Below are 22,199 nucleotides of genomic sequence, written 5' to 3'. Positions count from 1 at the left end.
CGGGCTCCGATAAGCGTGTCCGGGCAATCCACTGCAGTCGTCATGCGCTCAGGGGCAGTCGGTGATGGTCACCGATGCCGGCAGTCTGACGCTAACCCGTCTCCAGAGAGGACAGCCAAGCCCCTTACGGGGGTCATGTTTCGTGAAGCTGATTTCGTTCAGACACCGCCGGTTCCCGGCAGCTGTGATCCGCCGTGCCGTCTGACCCTACGTCCGCTTCAGCCTCGGTCTTTGTGACATTGAGGAGCTGCTGGCGTAACGCGGGATCGACGTCAGCCAAGAGGCGATCCCCTGGTGGACGATCAAGTTCGGTCCGTTGATCGCGAGGCGGCTGAAGCGTCGACGTCCCGCGCCCTCGCCCCGCTGGAATCTTGACGAAATGGTCTGCTGGATCGGCGGAAAGCGGATGTATCTGTGGCGCGTAGTGGACGATGAAGGCGAGGTCCTGGACATCCTGGTCCAGGGCCGGCGGGATACGGAGGCCGCATTGAGGCTTCTCCGACGTCTGCTAAACAACCCGCCGATCGAGCCTCAGGCGATCACGACGGACGGCTTGGCCTCCTAGGGCGCGGCTCTGGATCAGCTGGATCTGAGGCATCTGCACGGGCCGGGTCGGATTCGGGAGACCAATCGGGCGGAGAACTCCCGCCTGCCGATCCGACGACGAGAGCGACAGCATCAGCGGTTCAAATCACAAGCGTCAGCCCAGAGAGTTCTCACCAACCAGGCGGCGATCCGCTAAACTTTCAACGTCCAGCGCAATCTGATCACCAGACCAACCCTTCGGCTTTTCCGGGACGAAACCGATTCCGCTTGGCGGCTGCGGTTGTCAGATCGAGCCCAGGTAGGGCGCATCGCGCCTTGGGCAAGGTAGCCTGACAGCGCCCTGGACTCTTAGGGCGGCGCCGAACAATCACGCGGGGTACGACAGGTGACTATGCAATCGATTGCATCTACGCTCGCGACGGTGCTAACGTCGGCTTCCGTCTGAACGTCGAACCCCGCCCCATGACGATTGAAGCCCAGGCCCCTGATGATCGCGAGGCGACAAGGATCGCTTGGGGGAAACCGTGGGAGATTCTCCAAGCCAGGCTGACCGGCCTTTATGGCGATCACCCGGGATTCGAGGACCTACAGGCCGGCATCGAGGCGAGCCTGCTTCGGCACCTGATGTCGCGTCGGCCCGGTTTGTCGGCTCCGGATGAGACATGCGAAGCAGGGCCGGACCGGCGGGAAGCGTCCGGGCAGGTCGTCTATACCTTCTACGTCGATCGCTTCGACGGCACGCTCGCAGGCATCGCCGATCACGCGGAGTACCTGAAGTCGCTCGGCGTGCGGTGGCTGCATCCCCTTCCGATCCTGCAGCCGCGGCCCGGCGACAGCGACGGCGGTTTTGCGGTCCAGGACTACCGTCAGATCGATCCTCGTCTGGGTGACATGGACGGATTGGAGGCTTTGGCGAGGGACCTTCAGGGCTCCGGGATCGGGGTGATCCTTGACGTCGTCTGCAATCACACGGCACGCGAACACGCTTGGGCCGAGGCGGCGCGCGCAGGAGATCCGAAGTACCGCGACTACTATATCACCCTTGAGGACCCAGCTGACGTCGCGGCCTGGGAGAGTGATCTGATCGACGTCTTTCCTGACACGGCGCCAGGCAGCTTCACGCCAGACGCCGAGATGGGCGGCCATGTCTGGACCACCTTCTACCCGTTTCAGTGGGATCTGAATTACGCCAACCCGGCTGTGTTCGCAGAGATGCTGGAAGTGCTTCTCCACCTCGCTGGCAAGGGGGTCCAGGGGTTCCGACTGGACAGCGCGCCCTTCCTCTGGAAGCGACGTGGCACGACCTGCCGCAATCAGCCCGAGGTCTATTGGATTGTCGAGGCATGGCGTGCGGCTCTGTCCATCGTCGACCCTTCCGTCATCCTGATTGCCGAGGCGATCGAGGGCCTCGACGATGTGCTTCCATTTTTTGGCCGTCAGGCGCCGGGATGCGATCTCGCCTACAGCAATGGCGTCATGACCGCGCTCTGGGGCGCCCTGGCCGACGGCGACGCGGGGATCGCCACCAAGCTGATTGCGGCGGCTTCAGCCCGGCCGGACGGCGCCAACTGGCTGAATTACGTCCGTTGTCACGACGACCTGATCTGGAACGCGCTGGCTGACTATGCGTCCCCGCAGGACCTCGACCGGTGGTCACGCTTCTATGACGGCGAGGGCGAGAGCTTCGCGAACGGCCGGGCGTTTCAGACGGCCGCAGGGGGAGTGCCCTCGACCAATGGCATGGCAGCCTCGCTCGCCGGCCTGGAGGATGACGCCTGTCCCACCGGACTGCCGGCACGGCGTTTGATCCTGCTGTACGCCATTGTCCACGGCCTGGACGGTTGGCCTCTGATCTACATGGGCGATGAGATCGGCCTGACGAACGACGAGGCGTTTGCCGAAGACCCTCTCCGGGCGGTGGACGGACGATGGCTTCATCGCCCCTTGATGGACTGGGCCAGGGCGAAACGGCGGGAGCAGGAAGGGTCGGTCGAACAGGTGCTGTTCGCCGCCATGGTCCGGCTGGGTGAGGCTGTCCGAGCGTTGAATAGTCTGGGCGTGTCGGGTCGTGCCATGCCTTGCGTCGTGGGCGACCCGGCCGTGCTGGCATTCGTGCGTGAGGATGGAGCCCGGCGGCTCCTGGTCGTCGCGAACATGAGCGACCGCACCGTCTCCCTGTCCCTGCCGCAAGGCTTTGCCGACGCACGGGACGTTCTGGCCCTTTCCGGCGGCGACTGCGATTCCAATCGGTTGCCACCTTACGGCTTTCGCTGGCTGGTCGCGTCATGAGCGTTTTCGCGGGCGTGGAGCTGGGCGGCACCAAGGTGGTGGTCGCCTTCGGCAGCGGCCCGGATGACCTGACCGACCCGGTACGCATTCCGACCACGACGCCGGACGAAACCCTGCAGAAGGTGGAACGTCTGATCGCGCAGGTCGCTACGACAGGGGCGCTTCAGGCGATCGGTGTGGCGACCTTCGGACCGGCCCGACTGCACCGTTCGTCGCCGGACTGGGGTTGTATCCTGCCGACTCCGAAGCCCGGCTGGAGCGGCGCCGTCATCGGACCTCGACTGGCCCGCACCTTCGGAGTTCCTGTCGCCTTCGAGACCGATGTCGCGGGCGCTGCGATGGGCGAGGGGCGGTGGGGCGCCGCCCGTGGTCTGACGGACTTCGCTTATGTCACGGTCGGAACCGGTGTCGGTGTCGGTCTGATCGTCAACGGGGCTCCGTTGCACGGGGCGCTTCACCCGGAGGCTGGCCACATCAAGGTCTGCCGCGACCCGGCGCGAGATCCGTTCAAGGGATGCTGTCCGTTTCACGGTGATTGCCTGGAAGGTCTCATCAGCGGTCCCGCGCTTGCCGCCCGCACCGGTTGCCCGGGCGAAGCCCTCACTGACAAACACCCGGTCTGGGACCTTGTGATCGACTATCTGGCCCAGGCCATGGCGACCCTCGCGCTGGTCGCATCGCCTCAGCGGATCATCATCGGCGGAGGCGTAGGAAGTCACGCGACGGTGCTGGCAGGGACACGATTGCGCCTGGCCCGGACGTTGAACGGATACCTGCCACACCTGGCCTCGCCCGAGGCCGTCAGCGCCTTTCTGGTCCCGCCCACACTTGGTGACCGATCCGGCGTCCTCGGTGCCATTGCCCTGGCCCAGGCCCTTTCAACATCAAGTCAAACGACCGAGGCCCCGGATCATCCGGCGAGCCAAGGCAGCCCGGAGGAAGATCACGATGACGTCCGCCAGCGCGATGAATAGGTCCGGCAACACCGGGGTCATCAAGGTCCTGACCTACCTGATGTTCATGATGTTCGCGATGACGACCGACTCCGTCGGCGTGATCATTCCGCGTGTGATTCAGGAGTTCGACCTGGGCATGACGGCGGCCGGCTCGTTCCACTACTCAACCATGAGCGGCATTGCCCTGGCGGGCCTGATGCTGGGCTTCCTGGCGGACAGTCTGGGCCGCAAGCGCGCCATCATTCTGGGTCTGGCGCTGTTCGCCTTGACGGCATTCCTCTTCGCCGTCGGCCAGAGTTTCGGCTTCTTCGTCATGCTCCTGTTCCTGTCGGGCGTGGCGATCGGGTTGTTCAAGACCGCCGCCCTGGCCTTGATCGGCGACATTTCGACGTCGACCAAATCCCACACCGCGACAATGAATACCGTCGAGGGCTTCTTTGGAGTGGGCGCCATAATCGGCCCGGCGGTGGTGGCCGCGCTCCTGGCGTCCGGCGCATCCTGGAAGTGGCTCTACGTCATCGCGGGGGTGCTGGCCGTTGTGTTGATCGCAACCGCCAGCGCGGTCCGTTATCCGCGGCCCGTCATCGGCCAGCAGAAGCCTGCGGATCTCAAGGCCACCCTGGCCATGATGGGCAATCCGTACGCCCTGGCCTTCAGTCTCGGCACAATGCTCTACGTCGGGGTCGAGACGGCCATCTATGTCTGGATGCCCACCCTTCTGGCCGACTATCGCGGGCCGGCGATCCTGATCGCGACCTATGCGCTGTCGATCTTCTTCGTGCTGCGCGCCGCAGGTCGATTCCTTGGTGCGTGGCTGCTCGGACGGTTCGCCTGGACGACGGTCATGGTGGTGTCCAGCCTGGCCATCCTGATCTGTTTCGCCGGGGCACTCGTCGGGGGGCGGGGCGCGGCCGTCTGGCTGTTGCCGTTGTCCGGCCTGTTCATGTCGGTGATCTATCCGACCCTTAACTCCAAGGGGATCAGTTGTTTCCCCAAGGTCCAGCATGGAGCGGTGGCGGGCGTGATCCTGTTCTTCACCTGCATCAGCGCGGTGGTGTCGCCATTGGCGATGGGGGCCGTCAGCGACCTGTTCGGAGGCCCGCAGTATGGCTTCGTCCTCGCAACCGGCTTCGCCCTGGTGTTGTTCGTGGCGCTTTTGCTGAACCGGATCTTCGACCCGTCGGCGGCTCGCCTGGCCCGGAACGATGACGAGGACTATGTGGCGGTTAAGGCCGAATAGCCGTCACGGGGCAGAGTCGCGCACGATCAGTTCCGGCCGGAGCACCATAGACGGCGAAACCTCGCCGGACAGTCGGCGCATCAGCAGGTCCACCATTGCCTCGGCTCCCGCGTGCAGGTCCTGGCGGATCGTTGTCAACGCGGGCGATGCATGGATGGCGATCTCCAAGTCATCATAGCCGACCACTGCGACATCGTCGGGCACGGACACGCCTCGCTCGGTCAGAGCCCTGATGGCGCTCATCGCGATGATGTCCGTCGCCGCGACGACGCCGTCGATGGCGGCCCCGTCATCCAGAAACTCGCCGATCGTCTCGTAAGCGGTCTGTGGCGTCAGATGAACGGGAAGGACGTGGGCGGGCGGCGAAATCCCGAGTTGTCGGTGAGCGGCCAGAAACCCCTCGTAGCGTTCGCCCAGTTCTGGAAAGTCCGGATTGCCAAAAAAGGCCAGGTGCCGTCGCCCGGCGTCCAGCAGGTGACGGGTGGCCAGCTCGCCACCCGCCCGATTGTCCGTGCCGACGGTGCACTGGAGCCGACCCGGAAACGCTGCTCCCCAGACGACCAGTGGCTGATAGCGGGCGGCGACAGCTTCGATGGTGTCGATCTGGTTCGACTGACCGATGACAAACACGCCGTCGACGCGACCGGAATCGGTCATCCGGGCCAACCAGTCTCCGTCCGACGGTATCACGCGCGACAGCAGCAGGTCATAGCCGCGCTGGGACAGGGCGTCAGCCAGATAACCCAGAAGGGTAATGAAGAAGGGGTCCGATACGGGCTGTCCGACCTCGTGGCCGAGCGGCAGGATGACCGCGATCGCCTGGGTCCTGCCTGTCCTCAGATTGCGCCCGACCACGTTGGGACGATAGCCGTGCTCGCGCGCCAGGGCGGCGATCCGTTCGCGCGTTTCCAGACGGATCAGGGGGCTACCGGCCAGAGCTCGCGAGACTGTCGACGTCGAGAGCCCTGCGAGTTTGGCCAAGTCCGCCAGACTTCCAATCTTGGCCGCCTTGTCGTTCATGACCCCGCTTTGGGGTGTTGCGCGGCTTGGGTCAAACCATAGCGACAAAGAAAAGCGCGCGATCCAGTCAGGGCCGGATCGCGCGCTGAGTTGACCGCCTGCATCAGCGGCGTTCAGGAGGTCTAGAAGCGGTAGCGCAGGCTCACGCTTGCGGTCCGACCGTTCAGGGTGCGGGCACGCAGAATGTTCGTGGTATTGGCCACGATGGAACCTTCCTCACTTTCCGTGACGGCAAACTCGTCGAAGACGTTGTTAACGTTCAGCGTGAGCGCGAGGTCGTCGGTGAGGTCGTAGCTGGCGAACGGATTGACGATAACATAGCCCGGCAGGACCAGCTTGTTGTCGAACTGGGCGAACGAGTCGGTGGTGCCGACGACATTGGCCCCCACCCTGATGGCCCCGAAGGTATAGCTGCCGGTGCCCTGGAACACCCAGTCGGCCTGACGGCGTGGCGTGTTGCCGACGTTTGCCGGGTTCAGGCGGTCGGCGGTGATCTCGGCCTTGGTATAGGTCACCCCTCCCGAGAAATCGAAGCCGCCGGAGCGATAGAAGGCCTCGACCTCGATACCCTTGGCCTCGTATTCGGCGTCGGTGAAGGTCTGGCTGGTGGCCTCGAAGTTGGTCTCTTCAGTCTTGGCGAGGAAGGCCGTGGCGAACAACTGGACCGCACCGTTGCGATAACGGACGCCGGCTTCGTACTGATCAACCATGTCCACGGCCGCATCACTATTGCGGATGTTGCCGGACGCCAGGATGGCGGGACCGAACAGAAGCCGGTCCGCGTTGGCGCGACCGCCGCGGCTGGCGCGTCCGAACGCGGCAGTGTCTGCATTCAGCTGATAGTTGGCCCCGACGGAATAGGACACATAGTTCCAGTCGTAGTCGACCGGCTTGGTGTTGGCGAAGTCGATCTGTGTGACCTGGGTTTCCGGACGCTGGATGATCCCGTCGCCCGAGATGTCTCGGGTTGTGACGATCCCGTCAGCGAAGCTGCCGGTGGCCTTGCCGTTGTCGAAACGGATCGAGCCATCGACGATCAGGTCGCCGCTTTCCCAGCTCAGGGCCGCGTAGGGCGCATCGATCGTGTAGTCTGTGTCGTAGGAGCGGCGGCAGCAGTTTCCGAAGAAGGTCGCCCCGTAACCGACAAGGCCGTTCTGGGTCTGCTTGACCCCGCCGGCGTTGAACACGTCGACCAGGGCGGCGTTGTCGCCCTTCACTTCGAGCAGGAATGAATTCCAGAGCCAGTCCATGTCTATGCTCTGGCTCGACCGGTAGTAGCCAAAGGTGGTCGTCAGCGTACCGCCGCCCGCCTGGAACTCTCGTTCCAGTTTCAGATCATTGGCCATGTTGCCGAAATCGTTGATCTCGGTGTCGAACAGCACGATCTGAGCGAGGAGGCCGTTGCCGTTGGCATTGGCCGGAACCAGCTGGCCTGCGTTGGCTCCGTTCGCATAGCGGGCTGTCGATCCTGCGCCGCCGATGCCCGCCGCGATGGCCGAGGGCGAGCCCGTTCCGGCGGTGAAGGGTGATACGAACCGGCCTGACGCTGAGGCGATGCGGAAACGGTCGGTCAGGGTCCAGCCCGAGCCGAGATCGAAGCTGGCCTCGATCCCCGCCGACAGCACCTCGGGATGCATCCCGTCCTTGATGTCGGAGACGCGTGGTCCGTTGTCGCCGTTCAGGCCCGGGCTGACCTGGAACAGAGCTGAATGGAGCGTCTGTGACGACGCGTCGTAGCCAGGCAGCGGGCCCCAGTTAGGATCGCTGTTGGTCCCCGTCACCTGGATCGGTGACGGCAGATATCCAATGGCGCGGTCGTTGAGATACTTGGCGCTGACCCGCAGATAGCCGTTGGCGAACTCCTTTGTCAGCGAGGCGCGGATCTGACCCCCGCTCTCGCCGGTGTAGCCCGCGTCGCGCGCGCCTTCACCCGATCGGTAGAAGCCGCCGACCGAACCGTAGAGGCTGTCGGTGATGGGGCCACCATACTGGAAATCACCGCGGGTCGTGTCGAAGTCGATGCCGCGGGTCAGGGTCAGCGAGCCTCCGTCCTGGGCTCCTGTCGCCGTTATCAGGTTGATGACCCCGCCCGGCGAGTTGGATGCGAAGGTCGAGGCCGAACCGCCCCGGACCGCCTGCACGCGGGCGATGGTCGCGTCATAGCGGGTGAAGATGTCAGCGTTTCCGAAGGCGATGTCGCCGAACTCCAGGATCGGCAGACCGTCCTCCTGGATCTGCAGGAACTTGGCGCCGCCGGTCGAGATCGGCAGACCGCGTACGGCGATGTTGGCATTGCCTTCGCCGCCCGATGACTCCGAGCGGATGCCCGGGATGCTGCGGAAAATCTCGGCGGTCGAACGCGGGGCGAGGTCCTCGACGGCCTCGGCGTTCAGCGTCGTGACCGATACGCTGGAGCGAAGCGTCGTGCTGCTGCCGCTGACCGCTGTCACCACGATCTCATCGACCATCGTGGCTTCCTGGTCCGGTGTCTGTGTCGACGCGCTTTGAGCGTAGGCGTTCGTACTGAGCGCGGCGAGCAACGCGGCTGCGCAAACGGTTCCTGTCCGGTTCATCGTGTCTTCCCCATGTCCCCGGACCTCTTCAATCGGATCCGTACACAAAGGGCTAAGCGGAAATGCAATCGATTGCAACAATCGATTGCGGGTCCCTTGCCCGGTGTCGGTTCGCAGCAGGCGGTCAATGAATTCCCGGACCCGTTTCAAGGATTGCCGCTTAGGCGCAAACGGACGGCGGCGTCCCTAGTTTGACGCTGGACTTCCAAAGAAAGCGGAGCGTCAGTGTCTCTGCGCCCGGCCTCTCCCGGGCTTGCCTCAGTGGGGCGTCAATACGGTGCTGTCAATATAACGCTAAATTGTCTCCACTGAGGGCGGCGTAAGCCTCTGATAGGGATGATATTTCGTGAAGCCGATCTCGTTCAAGCGCCACCGTTTTCCGGCCGATGTTATCCGCCACACCGTCTGGCTGTGCTTTCGTTTCAGCCTCAGTTTTCGTGACGTCGAGGAACTGTTGGCTGCCCGCGGTGTGGACGTCAGCTACGAGACAATCCGGTGCTGGGCCATCAAGTTCGGCTCGTCGATCGCCCGGCGGCTGAAGAAGCGGCGAGGGGCCCCGCCGCCGCGCTGGCACCTGGACGAGATGGTCTGTTGGATCGGCGGCAAGCGTGTGTATCTCAGGCGCGCAGTGGACGATGAAGGCGAGGTCCTGGACCTCGTCTTCCAGCGCCGGCGGGACACAGAGGCGGCGTTGAGGCTTCTCCGACGCCTGCTACACAACCAGCCGATCGAGCCTCAGACGATGACGACGGACGGCTTGGCCTCCTACGGCGCGGCGCTCGATATCCTGGATCTGAGGCTTCTGCATCGACCCGGCCGCCTTCGGGAGAATAATCGGGCAGAGAACTCCCACCTGCCGATCCGACGACGAGAGCGGCAGCAGCGGTTCAAATCCCAGGCCTCAGCCCAGAGATTCCTCACCACGCACGCGGCGATTTACAACACCTTCAACGTCCAACGCCATTTGATCAGCAGACCCACACTTCGCCGCTTCCGGGCTGATGCTGATGGCGCATGGGCGGCTGCGGTTGCCTGATGGTCGGCGGGGCAGGGGGCTTTCGACTTGGCGAAGTTACCCTGACGGTGCCGGAGTTAACCTGTCAGGCCCAAACTGTCAGGCCCCCGACAACGCCTCCAACGGATTGTTCAGAAACTCCCACACCTTCGACACGACCACCGAACCTTCACCAACGGCCGACGCGACGCGTTTGACCGACCCCGCGCGAATGTCGCCCACCGCGAAGATGCCCGGCCGCGACGTGGCGAAGGGCGAGGCGGCTCCGACGCCGGCCCCTGTCTTGACGAAGCCTTTGTCGTCCAGTGCGATCAGACCGGAAAGCCAATCCGTGTTGGGCGCGGCCCCCACCATCACGAACAATGCGCGGGTGGCGATATCATGCGTCGCGCCAGTGGCGATCTCCCGCAGCGTGACGGCCTCCAGATGCTCGTCGCCGTGGAGCGCGACGACCTCGGTGCCGTAATCGATCTCGATCCCGGGGTCGGCATCCAGTCGGCTGGACAGGTAGCTAGACATCGATGCCGCCAGCGACGATCCGCGCACCAGTACCCGAACGCACTTGGCCGATCGGCTCAGATACATGGCGGCCTGACCGGCGGAGTTACCGCCGCCGATGATCACGGCCTGAGTCCCCTTGCAGTATCGCGCCTCGATCTCCGTGGCGGCGTAGTAGACGCCATTGCCCTCGAACTCGCCCAGTCGAGGGATCGGCAGCCGCCGGTACTGGACCCCGGCAGCGACGATCACCGCTCGACCCCGCACACGCTCGTCATTGTCGAAAGTCGCGCAGTAGTCGCCGCCGTCCAGTTGCTCCAGCGAGGCGACGCGGCGCGGCATGGCAAAGCGCGTGCCGAACTTCATCGCCTGAACCTCTCCACGCCAGACCAGGTCACCGCCCGAGATCCCCGTGGGGAACCCCATGTAGTTTTCGATCCGACTGGATGTGCCGGCCTGGCCGCCGATCGCCACGTCCTCGATCACCAGGGCGCGCAGGCCTTCTGACCCGGCATAGACTCCGGCCGCGACGCCGGCCGGGCCGCCGCCGACGATCAGGACATCGAAAGCCTCGTCGTTCTTGAGATCGCGGTTCAGGCCGAGCAGCTGGGCCACCCGTTCGGGCGTCGCATCGGTGATGACGACATCGCGGCCAAAGATCACCGCCGGTTCGGACACTGCGATGGAACAGGTCCGGGCGGTCGCTTCGGCCTCGGGGCTGTGCAGGGGCAGAGAGGTATAGGGAATGCGGTTGCGGGCAGCGAACTCGGCGATGCGGCGAACGTTCCTGTCGTCGTCCTCACCGATCAGCGTCAGGGTACTGTCGCGGTCATCGAGCTGCCGCCGCCGGCGCGCGGCGAAGACGGTGATGATGATGTCGGACATCTCAGGGATCTGCGCCATCAAGGCCAGCATCGCCTCGCGCGGCACCTCGATCACCCGGGTCTCCCGGGCGGCCCGCATCGCCATCGACCAGCCGCCGCCGTTCAGAAGGGCGATTTCGCCCATGAACTGGGTCGGACCCAGGGTCGAGTTAAGATGCCGCTGATCGGTATAGGCGTTGACGACCTCGATCTCGCCGTCCTCGACATATCGGAAAACATCGGCCGGTTCGCCCGGACGCGCCAGAAAGGCACCTGCTGGATAGGTGGCGAGCTTTCCCGCCGCGCGAAGCGCCGCGACGTGAGAGTCAGCCAGCGGCGTACGCTGCATGTGGCGCAGATCAGCACCGATCGTTTCCATGGTGGGGATCCTCCGCCCTTCATCGACTCGATCAGTCGTAGCGCGGAATCGGCCCGCGTTGCGGGGTCTGATCTGGAAGATCGACGAATGTCTCGTCGACGAAACACCAGCCCCAACCCTCGGGCGGGTCATAGCCCTCGATAATCGGATGGGCGGTGGCAGCAAAGTGCGCGGTGCTGTGACGATGGGGAGATTGGTCGCAGCACCCGACGTGGCCGCAGGTGCGGCACAGGCGCAGATGCAGCCATCGCGAACCGATCTTCAGGCATTCCTCGCAACCGCGAGCGCTGGGCGTGACGGGGGCAACGACGTTGAGGTGGGTGCAGAAATCAGACATGAGGGTCGTCCTGGTGGCGGGGGGCAGTCATCGCAACTCCCGTTGACTGTCGTCCCGCGCGCAACGCCCGGCGTGATCCAGTCGATAAAGTCGCATTGTGGCTAGTATCGATAGGCCAACTGGCCATAGGCAAAGTCGAACGTTTTCCCACCGGCTTCTTCAATAACGGCTCCGGGCGCTCCGTGCACGTAGGACGTCGTGAGCGTCAGGTTGGCCGTCGGAGTCCAGGCAGCCTTTACGCTGAACAGGGAGCCCAGAAAGGAGCCCTCTTGCCCTGTTCCAAGCAATCGAGGCACCCCTGACTGATAAACCGCGTCGTGCCTGGAGAGTCGCGATGTAAGATCGACGCCAACTTGGACGTCTAGGGTCGACGTGGCTTGAATGCTGACTTGAGGCTCAATATCCCAGACGTTGGCAGGGTAGGAAACGGCGGCATCGGTATAGTAGCCGAGATTTGGGTATAGGGGGTCGAAGGTACCGACGGTCCCGTCATCGCTACGTCGGTCGCCGCTCGCGATGCCAAAGGTTGCGCCGATGCTGGCCGGAAATTGGCCCAGACGCGTCTTGTAGAAGGCTTCGCCGCTCAATCCATGGGCGGAGATTTCCGATGCACCAACAGTCCCGATTTGAAGACCGCCAGCCAGCGCAAAGCGATAGGATGGAGCATCGCCGGAAAGACGAAGACCCAGGGTATCGCGTCGCTCTGCCCCGCGCGCGTCTTGAAAGATCGCCTGCGGCCTCTTCCGCTCAATCGCGAAACCGCCAAACGTTCCGTGATACGTGCCCATCGTCCAGCCATGTCGTACGATCACGCCGAGCAGTGTCTCCCCACTAACGGGGTGGTCGTCGAACACCCCGGGGTGATTGCCGACTGGACTGCCGTAAAAGATCGAGAGCCGATCCTGACCCGGACGGAGATCGAGTTGTACCATATCGAACGCGCGGCGCAGGTTTGCCGAATCGCGCGAAGAGATCAGTCGCAAACCGTCGCCGTCGAATTCTTGGCGACCGATGCGCAGGATCGATTGTGGTGAACCAAGCGGAATGTCGATGAACCCCTGCTGCAGATCCACCTCGCTACGATCTACGCTGCGGACCGGGAAACGTCCCGCACTCGACACTGCTGAAAGCTGCACGAAACCGCGCAGTCCGGACACCTCACGTGCATCAGCATGCAGCAAGAACCGATGGTCGGCCGTCGAATAGCCGGGTGCCGGCGTCAGGCCGTAAGTCGGCCGATCAATACTCTCGATGCGGACACGAAACTCTCCGCCGAGCGTCAGCCACGACGACGCGTCCCCTGCGAGCGGCAGATAGCGAAAACGCGACCTAGCCTCACCGTCAATCGGTCGACAATCCTCCTGCCAGCGAAACGCTTTCGGTGCGCATGGAACGCTATGGGTCTGGGCGTGCACGCCGGTTCCAACCGCAAGAGTGTTCAGGAGGACAGTAATCCCGAACGCTCTGCCAAGACGCGTCATGGACGTCGCCTTCAGCGCATGTCGGGAAGTGCAATTGAAAGCACGCGCGCCGGTGTCGTCTCACCGGGCTCTCCCCAATTTCCCGTGGTGAGCACGATCAACCGTTCCGCGCCGCCATGTCCTCGGAAGGCCACACTGGTGCAGCCGTCGCAGTCGGCCGGCAGCACCGTCTCGACAGCGCCTGCCGTTGAGACGCGTGTGATACTGTTCTGGTGCGTCGCCACATAAATGGAACCATCGCGCGCGAAGCTGAAATCGTCGATCCCACCCGTTTCAGCGAACACTTCAAGCGGACCTTCCGGCGTTCCCGACGGGCTCAGGCGAACGCGGTAGAGCGCCTGGCGCGAAGTGTTGGAGACATAGACAAATCCATCGTGGATTTTCACGCCATTGGCACCGAGCGCGAAGCCGGTGGCCGCCGGGTTCGGGGCCAGCAACGGATCACGCAACCACTCCGTCAACGCGCCTGTGGGCGGATCAAACCGCCATATGGCGCCTGCAAGCGAGTCCGCGATCAGAAGAGCACCGCTGGATGTCACGGCAGCGCCATTGAGGAACCGCGCGTCAGGCGCGGCATACCGAGCTTGCTCCTGGCCTGCATTGCTCAGCACCAGAATGACGTTCGTCGCGGTGAATTCAGGTCCTTCGGTGAAGGCCTTGCCGTGAGCGGTGACGAAGAAGCCTTGCGCGCCCTGCACGATGCCGACGGGGTGCACATCCAGCTGGGAGAACAGCACCCCGCCGGATGCGCCTGCGATGCGTTGCAGCGAGCGATCGAAATAGCTCGTGATGGTGAGCGCGTCGTCGCGTCCGACCGTGACATTCTCAAGGAAGGTGCCGTGCGGATAGCTGGCGATCGTCTCAACGACCGGCGTGCTGCCGGTCGACATCAAACCCTGAATCGTGGCGCAGCCCGTCAACAGGAGCGCCGCGCCGGTCGACGCGATTGTTTTCATGGACATGACAGATGGCTTTCCAGACGAACGTCGGTTGGAGGATCAGGTTTCGGTCGTGACGGGCCACCACGCTGGGAGTGGCGTTCCGTCCTGCTCATGGACCTGCGAGACGGCGGGCATGCCGATCAGCGGCGTGAATTCAAACGCGATGAGACCGGCCTGCACCTGAGGATAGGTGTCGAACTGGGCCCGGGCCGCCTCGATGCTCGGCGCCTCAAGGATCATGAACGTGCGCTCGTAGGTCGGATCCATATAGGCCTCGACGATCAGGCCGCTGCGATAGAACGCGCGCCCCTTGGCCACTTCGTCCTCCATCCCGTCATAAAGGGTTTCAGGGGTGGCCTTGTCGGTGGCTCGGCTAGAGGCGAAAATGCGCATCGTGAATGTCTTTCCCTCAGCCTATCCGGTGAACACGATTTCGGCGGTCCATTCGGCCTTCGGCTCCTGGACGAGGTCCCAGTAGCGGTCCGCGATACGGTCGGGATCGAAGGCGGTATCGGATGCGACGACTCCGGCGATCGTCACCATGCCCACATGTATACCATCCGGCTTCAGGGCATCGTGGAGCGCCAGACCCAAGCCGCGCAGCCCGGACTTGCCAGCGACGAGCGACAAGACATTGACGCCATACGCCGGATGAAGCGCCAGCCCGCCGCCGGTGAAGAGGATGACGCCGCCGCTCCGCGCCCGCATGTCGCCCGCTACGGCTTGGGCGCAGGCGTACGCACCGACGATGCACAGCGCGAGATCGCGATGGAAATCCTCGGACCTCATGGCCAGGGGCGGACCTTCGTTCCACGCGCCACCGTTGTAGACCAGCACGTCCGCCGGTCCGTGATCTGTCCGGACGCTCGCCATCACGTCGCCGATAGTTTCCACGCGGGACAAGTCGGTCGGATAGGCCGTAACCCGACCGCCGAACCGCTCAAGGGCCTCGATCAAGGCCGGATCAGGGTGACGCGCGAGGAGAACCAGGTCAAAGCCCTCGCGCGCGAATCGCTTCGCGATCGCGAACCCCATGCCCGGCCCGAAGCCTGCGATGATGCAAAGCTTGCGGTTCATGACGCCAGTCCAAGCGCGGCGCGCACGCCTGCCGCCGTCATGGACTTGGCGTAGATGGCGCTGCCGGGATCGAGGGCTCCCGATTCGTCGAGCCCGCCGACGATCACCGGGTCGAAGCCCGCATCGTCGGCCAGAACACCGACCAACGAAAGCGCATCCGCGTCGTCGCCGGCGATCGGCATGGCAAGGCGTTCTCCGGGTCGGCCGGCCTCGTCGCGAAGGTCGACCCAATAGACGGTATTGAACGCCTTCACCAGGCGCGCCCCAGGAACCAGGCTCGCCGTATAGGCACCCGATCCGCGGCCCATGGCGGCGACCGCCTCGGCGATCGATCCGTCCCGCGCCGGATAGGGGTTGGCGGCATCGACGACGACCTTACCACTGAGGGCCGCCAGGTTTTCCCGCGCGACGTCCGGCCATGCGCCATAGGGTCCGGCAAACACGACCGCGTCACCGAACGCCGCGGCGTCGAGCCCGGACCCGCCGTGGGCGCGCGCGCCGAACTCCTGCAGCAGAGGCTGAAGAGCCTGGGGGCTGCGCACGCCGAACATGACCTCGTGCCCGGCCTTGACCCAATGCCGACCCAGGGTGCCACCGATATTGCCGGCTCCGATGATTCCAAGTCGCATGATCGCGCCCCCGCCCAGCCGCTAGCGGAGGATCATGGGCGACAGCACCGGTGCCATCAGCATCTCGAACTCCAGATTGGTCGCCGACACCACATTCTCGATGATGCGACCGTGGGCGATCCGGGCCACATGCGTCTCATCGAACAGGATTTCGCGTCCGGTCGGCTCCACACCGAAGAAGGCCTTGGCGTGGCGTTGGCGGGACTGGAACCGGGTAACTACTCGTGACCCGTCGGCCGAGGCGAACTGGTCAATGATTTCGAGGGGCGAAACAGCCGGGAATGCATCCACGAAAGCCGCGACGATGCCCTTGTACTCCTCGCGGCCGTCGATGGGCCCTTGCGGCTTCAAGCCGGTCACGCCCTGGATATGCTCGTGAGCCGTCGCGTCAGCGGCAGCCATATCGCCATGTCCAAGAAAGTCGATCGTAAAGCGACGAACGAGGGAGATAGTGTTGATCATGATAAGGCTCGTGGGGAAGGACAGCCGTGATCGCCTGACGTCCTCGCCAGGGCGATGATGCGGCTGCGGTGCCAAGGTGACGGGAAGAGAGAGGTCATGCGAGGTTCGCCCAGATGGTCTTGTACTGGGTGTAGCTTTCAAGCGCTTCCGCGCCCTGTTCACGTCCGTAGCCTGACATCTTGTATCCGCCGAACGGCGCGTTCGGATGATACTTGTGCCAAGTATTGAGCCAGACCGTCCCGGCCTTGATCCGGTCGGCGACGCGCAGGGCCCGCCCGATGTCGCCGGTCTGGATGCCCGACGCGAGACCGAAGCTGGTGTCATTGGCGAGACGAATGGCGTTGTCCTCACCCTCGAACGGAATGATGGGAATGACCGGCCCGAAAATCTCTTCGCGGGAGATTTTCATGTCGTTGGTGGCGTCGGCGAACACAGTGGCTTCGATGAAGAGACCCTTGCCGTTGATCTGGCGCGTGCCACCGCCGGCGGTCAGCAGTGCCTCGGACTCCCTGCCGGCCTGTACGTAGCGCAGCACCTTGTCGTACTCTGCCTTCGATGCGATCGGCCCGATCTGGGTCGCGGGATCCAACGGATCGCCCAGCACGGCCGCCTTTGCCATGGCCGAGAAGCGTTCGACGAATTCGTCGTAGATCGCGCGCTCTACGATTAGGCGGCTGCCGGCGACGCAGACTTCGCCCTTGTTCCAGAAGATCCCCCAGAACGCGGCCTGCAGCGCGGCCTCCATGTTGGCGTCGGCGAAGATGATGTTGGGGCTCTTGCCGCCCAACTCCATCGTCAGGTGCTTCATGGTGTCGGCACCGTTGCGCATGATGCCCTGGCCGACGGGCGTCGAGCCGGTGAAGGCGATCTTGTCGACTTTCGGGTTCTTCACCAAGGCGTCGCCGAGCAAGCCGCCCGGTCCGGTGATGAGGTTGTAGACGCCCTCCGGCACGCCGGCGTCGAGCGCGACCTGCGCGAGCGCGAGCGCCGTCAACGGCGTATCGGAAGCCGGTTTGTGTACGATGCAGTTGCCCGCAGCCAAGGCCGGCGCGATCTTCGACGCCGACAGCGCCAGCGGGAAGTTGAACGGCGTGATCGCCGCGACGACACCCAACGGTTCACGGCGCGTAAGGATACGGATGTCGTGCTCGTAGCTGGAGCGATAACCGCCGTTCATCGCGCTCATCGCCAAGCCGCCGAAGAACCGGAAAAGGCCCGAGCAGTGCGGCATGATGATCTCGCGGAAGTCGCGATACGGCATGCCCATGTCCATCGCTTCGCGGATGGCGAAATCCTCGGCGCGCTCGTCCATCAGATCGGCCATGCGGAAGAGGATCTTGGCGCGCTCCTCGTGATGCATGCGCCCCCACGGTCCGTTTTCGAACGCTTCGAACGCCGCGTCGACGGCTTCGTTCGTTTCCTCCACGCTGGCTTTCGCGACGACCGTCGTCGTCTCTTCCGTCGTCGGATCGATGGTGGGCATCGTTTCGCCGGAAGCGCTGTCGCGCCATCGTCCGCCGATCAGCAACTGACCCCGGGGAATGGCTTTTCGTTCGATCTTGCCGTCAGAGGTCATTTGGGGGGCCCTTCTGGGTAGGACGACATTCGGGGCGCGGCCTCACAGCCGCAGCAGATTCAGCCCGATGCGGCTACCGAAGCCTTCGGAATAGCCGAGCGGGATCAGGAGAAAGGCGGCGGGCTCGATGAATCGCGCGCGCTCCAGGCCGCCGGCGTCGACAACGTCCGTCGGCAGCGCTTCGAGCAAGGGCCGAACGACGGCTTTCGCCTCCCCGTCGTCGCCGCACATGAACACGCCGACGGGTTTGCCACCGACGGTCGGGTCGGCGCTGTGCATGAGTTCGGCGAAGGGCGGAATGGCTTTGACGATCCGAGCGCCCGACGCTTTCGCCGCGATCTGTTCGGCACCTGAGGTCGTCGTCCCGATCGCCAGACCGCTGAGGTCCGGTTTCAAGGCATTGGTGCAGTCCCAGACGATCTTGCCCGCGAGCGATCCGCACGCGTTCAATGCCTCATCGATGCCGACCCAGGGGACCGTGAGCGCAACCACATCCGCGAACTCGACCGCCTCTAACGGCGTCCCTGCTTTGGCGCGATAGCGCGTCGCGGCCTGCTTCAGTTTCTCGACATCTCGCGCGTAGCTGAGCATGACCTCATGGCCAGCCGGCACCAGCCGCTTTGCCAATGCGGTGCCGACGCTTCCCGCTCCGATCACACCAACCTTCACGATGGGCTCCTCTGATCCCCAATCCCGGAGTGGCGGCGTGAGGACCCTGGATTGCTACGCCTCGTTAGGATGTCCTGGTCTTTGGGGATTGCCGGGATTCTCGCCGTCTTGCTCTACAGAGGCGGCCCAAGCCCCTGGTCCCGCCGCCACCGGCTGGGCGTCACGCCCATGGCGCGCTTGAAGGCCTGACCGAATGATGTCTGGCTCTGATAACCCACGCACAGGGCGATTTCGACCAGGCCCATTTTCGGGTGTGCCGACATGAGCTGGAGGGCGTGTTCAAGTCGCTGGCGGGTCAGCCAGGCATGAGGCGGCAGGCCGGTCGATTGCTTGAAGGCTCGGCAGAAATGGTGGGGTGACAGGTCGGCGATCGCCGCGACCTCGGCGAGGGCCACATCTTCGGAAAGATGGGCCATCAGATAGTCCATGGCGCGCTTCAGCCGCCATCGCGCGAGCCCGCCGCCATCGGTCATTCGGTGAGCGGGAGGCTTTTGCAGATTGAACAAGCGCAGCGCCAGCGCCGCCGCATAGGTGTCCCAGGCCAGCCGCGACGGCGGCGTTTCCTTTGCGAGTTCATCGAACACCATCCGCGCGAGGGCGCTCATGCCGGCGTCGGTCACGACCAGGGGCCGGTTCGTTGGACTGGGCAAGGGACCGTCGTCGATAAAGTCAGCGACCACGGAACGGTCGAGATGCAGGTGGAACATGCCGTCCACGACCCTCGGAGGCGAGGCCCACCAGCTATCCGCGCCGGGCGGCAGGTAGATACAGTCCCACCTTTGCGTCCGAATGCGCTCAGGCCGGCCAGCGACGCGACAATCGATATGAACGGGTGCGAGAGTACGAAAGATCAGAACATGCCGATCAATGGGTGGGACGTCCGTTTCGGTGATGCCCGCGGCCCCGTCCGGGACGCGTTGCAGCAGGCTTTGCATCCGCCCAGCCAGGTGAACCCGCTCAACGCCCGGCGTCCAGTTCGTCCAGCGCGCGGCGTCATACGAACTGATGCCTGTTGGATCCGCAAGTCGCTGACTAGGCATTCCGCCACGACCGGATCTGGATCGCGAATGCCATGGGCTCCGCAAGCGCAAGGATCGTCTGCGTGAAGGGTGCCACAGTCGCGCTCCCTTTTTTGATGATCGAATAGACGCCTTACCCTATCCGGAACCACCCGCGTGGACTATCTTCCAATGTCTATACTGAATATAGGTCATTAGAGATGTCATTGGCCGGACTGGACCTCGGCCTTCTGGCCGCCTTCGAGGCCGTCTACCTGGAGCGCAGTGTATCCCAGGCGGCGCTGCGTCTGGGGGTCCGTCAACCCACCATTAGTGCGGCCTTGGCCCGGTTGCGTGACTTCTTCGCGGACGAACTCTTCCTGCGATCGGGCGGGGCGATGCAGCCGACGCCCAAGGCAGTTCGCCTCGCGCCCAGGATCAACCACGTCCTGAGCGAACTGCGAAAGGCCGTCGATGACGAAGCGCCGTTCTCACCCGACACGGAAACAAGAGTCTTCACGATCGTCAGCAATGACTATGCGACGTTCGTTCTCGGGCCACCGATCGTAGAGATCATGGCCCGCGAAGCGCCGCATGTGGATCTGCGGATGATCGCGGCGGACAAGGCCGAAGTCCCGGGGCTGCTTGAAAAGGGCCTGGCCGACGTCGCCATCGGCGTGTTTCCAAGTCCGCCAGATCGGTTCGTCGTGCAGACCCTCTTCACCGAGCATTTTGTCGGAGTGGCCCGTGAGAACCATCCGATCCTTGAGCGACCCATCACACCGGAAGCCTTCGCGGCAGCGGATCATGCCTTGTTCACGACGCGACGCGATGCCTCCGGAGAGGTGGACAAAGCCTTCCTTCAGCGGGGTCTCCGTCGCCGGATCAGCCTGACTTTGCCACATTTTCTAGCCTTGCCCGAAATTCTGGCGCGATCCGACATGGTTGCGTCCATTCCCAGCCGAGCGGCCAGATTCTTCGTGCAATCCGGACTGTCCGTGTTTGACCTGCCGCTGAGCATTCCACGCTGGACGCTCAGCATGGTCTGGAGTCCGACGACACGGCACGACCCTGCCGCGACCTGGCTCCGTTCCCGGATCCTGGGGGCAGCGCAACGCCTTTGACGATGAGGCTCGGGCGGTGATTTCTCGTTCCTGGCGCCCTGGAATTGGAGCGGTTCAACGCCGTTCACTGCTCTTGCCGCCTGTTCACGGCCCCATTCCTCGTATCGACCTTCGCCTGCTGCGCCAGTTTGTCGCCGTAGCCGAAGAGCTGCATTTCCGGCGCGACACTGAGCGCCTCGCAAAGTCGCAGCCGCCATTGACGGCGGCATTGCGGTGCCTCGAGAAGGAGGGGCCAGTCATCCAACCCGCAGTTCCGTTTCACGGAATGGGGCTTTGGCGCAAACCGGGGAGGGAAGGTACGTTCCTGACTCATTGCGGCGGTTGGGAGTGTCGGCTTTTGGGGCAACGTCCGAGGGCTGGGCTGTGGAGGCGTTATGGATCGTGGGTGGCGCATCCAGCTCACGCATGAGCCCGCAAGAACTCATCAGCAGCGGCTTCGATATGGTCCTTCAACCGCGCTGGCTCCACTGGGGGTAGACCAAAGGACGCGCGCATGTGCGCCTCCACCTTCACGCCGCCCAGATAGCGCCAGGCTGCTCCATCGGGGTCGCGTACATTCAGTCGACCTCGGACAGTCTCAGCCCTTAGCCACGCGGCGAAGCGGTTCTTCAGTGTCAGCACCGCCGTCTCGTAGAATAGCTCGGCCATACGCGGCGCACGCGCGGTCTCGGCGACGATGACACGGTTCATTTGCATCGCCTTGTCTCCGGTCACCAAGTCCAGGAAGCGAGTGGCCAGCACGATCAGCGTGTCGCGCACAGACTGGTTGGGATCCGGCGAGAAGCTGTCGAGCGACACGGCCCGCTCGCACTCTTGGCGCAGAACGGCGGCGAACAGGGCGTCCTTGTCGGCGTAGCGGGCATAGATCGTGGCCTTGGACACGCCCGCCCTCTGGGCCACGGCGTCCAGGCTGACGGCCTCATAGCCGTGCTCCATGAACAGGTCGCCAGCGGCCTGCAGGATGGCCTCGTCCTTGGCCGTGTCGCGCGGTCGGCCGCGGCGGATCGTGGGTTCGGAGAGCGTCATCGCACCGTCACTTGACATACTGAACCGATCAGTATTGTTATTCGAACAGTACCCCAGCTTGCCCCCACGCGCCAGTCCTGGCGCAACCCCAACCACGGATCACAGGATTCCGAGGATGCGATCTGTCGCGCTCAAAATGCTGCTCGGCGACAGCGCCAAGTATCTGGCGCTGGTGTTCGGCGTGGCCTTCGCCACCCTGCTGATGAGCCAGCAGGTCTCGATCTTCATCGGCCTGATGACCCGCACCGCCAATCAGGTGCTGGACGTGCGAGAGGCCGACATCTGGGTCATGGACACCCGGGTCCGCTACGTCGACGAAGTCGAACCCCTGCCCGACTCCGCGCTCGTCCGGGTACGCTCGGTCGAGGGCGTGGAGTGGGCTGCCCCTCTCTACAAGGGTCTGGCAATCTTCCGTACGCAGGACGGTCTGATCAATCAGGTCAGCCTGGTCGGCGTCGACGACGAGACCCTGGTCGGCGCGCCGCGCGACTGGCTGGCGG

At 64.0% G+C, this 22,199-nt stretch carries 20 protein-coding genes and 2 pseudogenes; 7 read left to right on the top strand and 15 right to left on the bottom strand.

Translation table 11 applies throughout. The annotated features are described in order from the left end of the window. Positions 1-142: 142 nt before the first annotated feature. From Q0044_RS04250 to Q0044_RS04235, 4 genes and pseudogenes are all read left to right on the top strand, one after another. A pseudogene (locus tag Q0044_RS04250) lies at positions 143-874 on the top strand (IS6 family transposase). Positions 875-1,008: 134 nt separating this feature from the next. Next, entirely contained in the window at positions 1,009-2,835 is a 1,827-nt protein-coding gene (locus tag Q0044_RS04245; RefSeq protein WP_298160021.1) for an alpha-amylase family glycosyl hydrolase, read from the top strand. Further along, a complete protein-coding gene (locus tag Q0044_RS04240) occupies positions 2,832-3,809 on the top strand; it encodes an ROK family protein (protein WP_298160020.1) in 978 nt (325 codons plus the stop codon). Before Q0044_RS04245 ends, Q0044_RS04240 begins: the two co-directional genes overlap by 4 nt. Beyond that, positions 3,784-5,031 (top strand): MFS transporter, encoded by a 1,248-nt coding sequence (locus tag Q0044_RS04235; protein WP_298160018.1) that lies wholly within the window; start codon positions 3,784-3,786, stop codon positions 5,029-5,031. The genes Q0044_RS04240 and Q0044_RS04235 overlap by 26 nt, the downstream gene beginning before the upstream one ends. 3 nt (positions 5,032-5,034) lie before the next feature. Here Q0044_RS04235 and Q0044_RS04230 read toward each other — a convergent pair whose 3' ends face one another. Beyond that, on the bottom strand, positions 5,035-6,051 hold the full coding sequence (locus Q0044_RS04230; protein WP_298160016.1) for a LacI family DNA-binding transcriptional regulator: 1,017 nt from the start codon (positions 6,049-6,051) through the stop codon (positions 5,035-5,037). Between the two features lie 122 nt (positions 6,052-6,173). Further along, a complete protein-coding gene (locus Q0044_RS04225) occupies positions 6,174-8,519 on the bottom strand; it encodes a TonB-dependent receptor domain-containing protein (protein ID WP_298160013.1) in 2,346 nt (781 codons plus the stop codon). Positions 8,520-8,970: 451 nt separating this feature from the next. On the opposite strand from Q0044_RS04225, the gene Q0044_RS04220 reads away from it, so the two are divergent. Further along, positions 8,971-9,660 (top strand): IS6 family transposase, encoded by a 690-nt coding sequence (locus tag Q0044_RS04220; RefSeq protein ID WP_298160011.1) that lies wholly within the window; start codon positions 8,971-8,973, stop codon positions 9,658-9,660. Positions 9,661-9,738: 78 nt separating this feature from the next. Here the strand turns inward: Q0044_RS04220 and Q0044_RS04215 are convergent, their stop codons facing one another. The 11 genes from Q0044_RS04215 to Q0044_RS04165 form a co-directional block, all read right to left on the bottom strand. Next, positions 9,739-11,379 (bottom strand): FAD-dependent oxidoreductase, encoded by a 1,641-nt coding sequence (locus Q0044_RS04215; protein WP_298160008.1) that lies wholly within the window; start codon positions 11,377-11,379, stop codon positions 9,739-9,741. Between the two features lie 31 nt (positions 11,380-11,410). Continuing rightward, complete coding sequence (locus Q0044_RS04210) at positions 11,411-11,716, bottom strand: UBP-type zinc finger domain-containing protein (RefSeq protein WP_298160005.1); 306 nt, start codon at positions 11,714-11,716, stop codon at positions 11,411-11,413. 101 nt (positions 11,717-11,817) lie between these two features. After that, on the bottom strand, positions 11,818-13,197 hold the full coding sequence (locus tag Q0044_RS04205; protein WP_298160002.1) for an alginate export family protein: 1,380 nt from the start codon (positions 13,195-13,197) through the stop codon (positions 11,818-11,820). An 11-nt stretch (positions 13,198-13,208) separates the two neighbouring features. Then, positions 13,209-14,159, bottom strand: coding sequence for an SMP-30/gluconolactonase/LRE family protein (locus Q0044_RS04200; protein WP_298159999.1), 951 nt, complete (start codon positions 14,157-14,159; stop codon positions 13,209-13,211). Positions 14,160-14,195: 36 nt separating this feature from the next. Next, positions 14,196-14,531 (bottom strand): hypothetical protein, encoded by a 336-nt coding sequence (locus Q0044_RS04195; RefSeq protein WP_298159996.1) that lies wholly within the window; start codon positions 14,529-14,531, stop codon positions 14,196-14,198. A gap of 21 nt (positions 14,532-14,552) precedes the next feature. Then, complete coding sequence (locus Q0044_RS04190; protein ID WP_298159993.1) at positions 14,553-15,215, bottom strand: SDR family NAD(P)-dependent oxidoreductase; 663 nt, start codon at positions 15,213-15,215, stop codon at positions 14,553-14,555. Next, entirely contained in the window at positions 15,212-15,844 is a 633-nt protein-coding gene (locus tag Q0044_RS04185; RefSeq protein WP_298159992.1) for an NADPH-dependent F420 reductase, read from the bottom strand. The genes Q0044_RS04190 and Q0044_RS04185 overlap by 4 nt, the downstream gene beginning before the upstream one ends. Before the next feature lie 21 nt (positions 15,845-15,865). Beyond that, positions 15,866-16,306 carry an ester cyclase gene (locus tag Q0044_RS04180; RefSeq protein WP_298159990.1) on the bottom strand — a complete coding sequence of 147 codons (441 nt, stop codon included), beginning with the start codon at positions 16,304-16,306 and terminating at the stop codon, positions 15,866-15,868. A gap of 94 nt (positions 16,307-16,400) precedes the next feature. Then, positions 16,401-17,882 carry an aldehyde dehydrogenase family protein gene (locus tag Q0044_RS04175; protein ID WP_298159987.1) on the bottom strand — a complete coding sequence of 494 codons (1,482 nt, stop codon included), beginning with the start codon at positions 17,880-17,882 and terminating at the stop codon, positions 16,401-16,403. 42 nt (positions 17,883-17,924) lie between these two features. Next, the gene (locus Q0044_RS04170) at positions 17,925-18,551 is read right to left on the bottom strand and encodes an NADPH-dependent F420 reductase (protein ID WP_298159986.1); all 627 of its coding nucleotides are present in this window, start codon (positions 18,549-18,551) and stop codon (positions 17,925-17,927) included. Positions 18,552-18,664: 113 nt separating this feature from the next. Then, positions 18,665-19,171 carry a helix-turn-helix domain-containing protein gene (locus Q0044_RS04165; RefSeq protein ID WP_298159984.1) on the bottom strand — a complete coding sequence of 169 codons (507 nt, stop codon included), beginning with the start codon at positions 19,169-19,171 and terminating at the stop codon, positions 18,665-18,667. A gap of 605 nt (positions 19,172-19,776) precedes the next feature. Between Q0044_RS04165 and Q0044_RS04160 the strand changes: the two genes are divergently transcribed. Next, positions 19,777-20,673 carry a LysR family transcriptional regulator gene (locus Q0044_RS04160; protein WP_298159982.1) on the top strand — a complete coding sequence of 299 codons (897 nt, stop codon included), beginning with the start codon at positions 19,777-19,779 and terminating at the stop codon, positions 20,671-20,673. 64 nt (positions 20,674-20,737) lie between these two features. On the opposite strand, the gene Q0044_RS04155 is transcribed toward Q0044_RS04160, so the two are convergent. Together Q0044_RS04155 and Q0044_RS04150 are read right to left on the bottom strand one after the other, a co-directional pair. Next, entirely contained in the window at positions 20,738-20,917 is a 180-nt protein-coding gene (locus tag Q0044_RS04155) for a hypothetical protein (protein WP_298159979.1), read from the bottom strand. Positions 20,918-21,072: 155 nt separating this feature from the next. Beyond that, on the bottom strand, positions 21,073-21,699 hold the full coding sequence (locus Q0044_RS04150) for a TetR/AcrR family transcriptional regulator (RefSeq protein ID WP_298159976.1): 627 nt from the start codon (positions 21,697-21,699) through the stop codon (positions 21,073-21,075). A 115-nt stretch (positions 21,700-21,814) separates the two neighbouring features. Here Q0044_RS04150 and Q0044_RS04145 point away from each other — a divergent pair. Further along, positions 21,815-22,199 (top strand): annotated as a pseudogene (locus tag Q0044_RS04145) (ABC transporter permease); the annotation flags it as partial.

The sequence above is a fragment of the Brevundimonas sp. genome, from assembly GCF_027484365.1.
Taxonomy (GTDB): Bacteria; Pseudomonadota; Alphaproteobacteria; order Caulobacterales; family Caulobacteraceae; genus Brevundimonas.
Note: the sequence above shows the minus strand (reverse complement) of the source record. Positions and strands in the feature narration are given on the sequence as shown.